General features: G+C 39.7%; 2 protein-coding genes. One reads left to right on the top strand and one right to left on the bottom strand.

Annotated elements, in window-relative coordinates:
- Positions 1-239: 239 nt before the first annotated feature.
- A complete protein-coding gene (aceK, locus tag AN393_RS19435) occupies positions 240-2,015 on the bottom strand; it encodes a bifunctional isocitrate dehydrogenase kinase/phosphatase (RefSeq protein WP_055018934.1) in 1,776 nt (591 codons plus the stop codon).
- Between the two features lie 380 nt (positions 2,016-2,395).
- Between aceK and AN393_RS19430 the strand changes: the two genes are divergently transcribed.
- Positions 2,396-3,343 (top strand): LysR family transcriptional regulator, encoded by a 948-nt coding sequence (locus AN393_RS19430; protein ID WP_055014369.1) that lies wholly within the window; start codon positions 2,396-2,398, stop codon positions 3,341-3,343.
- The last annotated feature ends 504 nt before the right edge of the window (positions 3,344-3,847 follow it).

Raw genomic sequence — 3,847 nt, 5'->3', positions numbered from 1 at the left:
TTGTAACCTAGTGGGCTAAGTAAAAACCGAGCAAAGCTTCCGCGTCCTGCTCACGCCCCTTACCTACATCCATGTAGGCAACAAAGAGTAAATGACCCCTAGGCAGAAACCCTTCGGGCAGCGCCTGTTTGGCATTTATGCTACGTTATCGCCTATTTATGGGGAACAACCAAACAGACGGCTGCAAATTTAACCTCGAAAGATAAACAGGCCCTAGCTAGACATGGGGTTAGTTATTTTTATTTAAACCGCCAGCTTTGTTTATATGGGTACACATCGGGCAAATAGCCTGATTTGATTTGTTGTTGGCAAGCTTGCCAAAAATCGGCTAAAAACAGATCGCTATGTTCATCGTTAAAATAGTTAAATGCCGTTTCGTTTGCACTAAAAAACACCTTAAACTGGCTGGGGAATATATCGTTTTCTGCTATATCAAAGTAAGTATTACTACTTAACTCCTCAAGCGCATTTTGCGCAATAGGCACATCTCTAAAGTGACAATCAGTAAGTGGGCAAATTTCATCATAGTCGTAAAAAACCACACGACCCCAACGGGTTACACCAAAGTTTTTCATTAGCATATCCCCTGGGAATATATTAGCACCCGCTAAGTCTTTAATCGCTTTACCGTAATCGGTCATAACCTGTTGTAATGCTTTGTCAGAGCAGTGATTAATGTATAAATTAAGCGGCGTCATTTTTCGTTCAACATACACATGCTTTAAAATAAGCGCCTTACCCGATATAACCATGCTACTGCCAATTTGTGCCTTCATTTGCTTAAGTAACTCGTCGCTAAAGCGGCTGAGGTCGAACGCTAAATACCTAAATTCGTGTGTATCAACTAAGCGCCCTACACGGTCGGCTTGCTTTACAAAATTGTACTTGGCTTTTACTTGTGCTTTTGTTGCTGTTTTGGGTGCACTAAATTTATCTTTTATTACTTTATAAACGTAGTCTAGCCCTTCAATGGTAAATACCAGCATAACCATGCCGGGTGTACCTGGTGCTGTCACGTATTTAAAATGAGTCGGGCTATTTTTAGTGGTATCAACTTTGTATCGATAAAACTCTGTTTTGGCATGCTTAATAAAGCCAATCGCATTAAATAATTCAAACCGTTTTTTATGAGGCATTAGCACGCTTAAGTAATCGACATAACGTGCGGGCTGGTCGGTATCAACCATAAAATAGGTGCGAGCAAAACCAAACAGTAAACTTAACTGATCGGCGCCCATCATTACGGCATCAAGCTTTAACCCTCTATTAGTATTTAATATGGCGATAGCAAAAGGCATATTATCACCATTTTTAGCAATGCAGCGCCCTATTAAGTAACAGGCTTTGTTTCTAAAAAATAATGAATTTGCGTATTCTATATATCCATTATTTAAATTTATAAGCTCATACACTTGTTTACATTGCTGCTTTGCACCGGCTATTAAGGTTGTTTGCAATGCCTGTAGATCGGCGTCTAAATGACTAAAAGGCACTCTAAATGCTTGGCGAGCAATAAGCGTTTTTACAGCATGGTTAAACCCATCTTTAAACGATATTCTACTCACTAAGTTTTCATACGAACGCGGCTCGCTTCTGTATTTTGCTTTTAATACAAACAAATGTACGGTACGTATTTTTTTATCGTCCCAAATTGCACCAAAGGTAGAATTAAAAAAGGTATGCGCTATGGGTTTATTTTCATGGTTTTGCACCATATCGCCGTATATATTCTTAGCTAGCTGCCATGTTTGCGGGCACGTTAGTTCAGCGTAAGCAATTACTCTGACAGCTTCACTGACATTTTTTACTTCACGTTCGTACACTTGTAAGCGTTCGCGCATGGCAGTTTGCACATCGTGATATTTTTGTTGTTCAAACCGGCTTTGCGCACCTAGCGTAATGTTTAAAAACTGCGCAAACATGGCTTCAAAGCCTGCAAAAACAGCGCGGGCCAACTTAGTAGCAATAACTTGCTTTAGCGCATTATTGGATTGATTAGTTAACGATTTTGACATGATTACAGCACTTTTATTTTTACCACTTATAGCGGTTATTTTTTATTAATTGTTTACACCTTAGCAAGCAGGCTTTAATTTAGGTAATTAATAAAGCATATAAATAAAATTTATTGGGCGTATTGACCTTTCGAGGTTAATTTTGCAGCCGTGAATTTGGCTTTTAAGCAAGGCAAGCACATGTAGTGTGGTTACTCCCCATAAATGTACTTTAACGCCGCATAAAGGCCAAATACACACTGCCCAGAGGGTTCTTCCTAGGGACGATTAACTCTTTGTTGCACGATTTTTACTTAGCCCACTAGGTGGCAGATCTCGCGCCGCGATTTAACCGTCCCTAGATTGAACAAATTTCAACCCTGAAAGGCCAACACGCCCACATGAATATACGTAACGTCGATCTCAACTTATTAGTGTACTTAAATGTGCTCATTGATGAAAAAAGTGTTTCAAAAGCGGCTAATAAACTCGCGCTAACACAACCTGCCATGAGTAACGCACTTAAACGATTACGTGATTTATTTGACGACCCACTACTGGTGCGTGCCGCAGGCTCTATGACCCCCACCAGCAAAGCACTTAGCTTAAAGCCTGAAATAGAGTCTCTTTTAAAAATGGCAGAGGCGATTACTCAGCCCAGTGAGCAATTTAACCCAGCAACGGCAGAGGTGACCTTTAGAATAATGGCAAACGACTACATGGAGTCGACCTTAATTGCCCCCTTTATCACTGAGCAGTTAACTAAAAACCCAGGGATTAATTTTGATGTACTTAGCCCAAGCGATGTAAATCTGCAAGATATGGAAAAAGGCACTATCGATTTAGCTATTAATCGTTTTAACGGCCTACCACGCTCGTTTCATCAAGCCAGCGTTTGGCGAGATAATTACTGCTGTTTAACCCATCCTAAAAATACCTTTTTACAGCTTTCAAGCCTTGATGATTACCTACAAAAAGAACACATTTGGGTAAACCGTGCTGGTTGGGGACCAGAAGCCGCCGTTACCAACAAATCAGGTAAGCAAAAGCTAGGCTGGGTAGATGAAGCACTTTGGCAGTTAGAGCAAACCCGAAAAATACGGGTGTTTACCCGCCACTACATGATTGCAAGTTTGCTTTGCCAATCTGAGCAACTTATTGCTACCTTGCCGCGCAGGCAAGCTAAATTGTTAACCACACATACCGATTTAGTCATTAGCCCAGTACCGTTTCAAATAGTCCCTATTGAGGTAAAAATGATATGGAGCCCGCTACTTCACCATGCACCCGCACACCAGTGGTTACGCCGTGAGTTGCTTGAGTTTGCTAAAACAGTGGCTGATAGGTAATTAGTAATTTTCTTTAATTTAAAATTCTGATTACAGCTCAAAATGTATTAAAAAGATTTAAGGAAAATCATTATCAACATTGATTACTCTAATTATTCTCTTAAAGAATTACATGAAGCACTTGAAACTATTGATGCAAACAAGTACCCACAAAGATACAAGCGCATAATAGAAGAGCTCAACAACCCAAAGAGAGTAGATCCTAAAGTTTTAAAGCAATTAGAAATATCAGAGCAAAACTCAAAGCAAGAAACAAAAGCATACGTAACTATTTTACTGGGCTTGTTTTTCATTCTATGGAGCTACTTTACTTATAACGATGGCGTTATACATAATAAAGGAGGGGAACGGGTAATTGCTTCTATCGAATCGAGTCCCAAAAAGTTCTATTTTTTTATTTTTGGTGGAATAGGTTTTGTAACTCCACCCAATTTAGTACAGCTCTTTCATAGAATTTTATGCCACCTTAAGATAACCTATTGGTGTCATATCGCCAAGTGAATC

Origin of the sequence: Pseudoalteromonas sp. P1-25, assembly GCF_001401805.1 — a bacterium.
In the GTDB taxonomy this organism is placed as follows: Bacteria; Pseudomonadota; Gammaproteobacteria; order Enterobacterales; family Alteromonadaceae; genus Pseudoalteromonas.
Note: the sequence above shows the minus strand (reverse complement) of the source record. Positions and strands in the feature narration are given on the sequence as shown.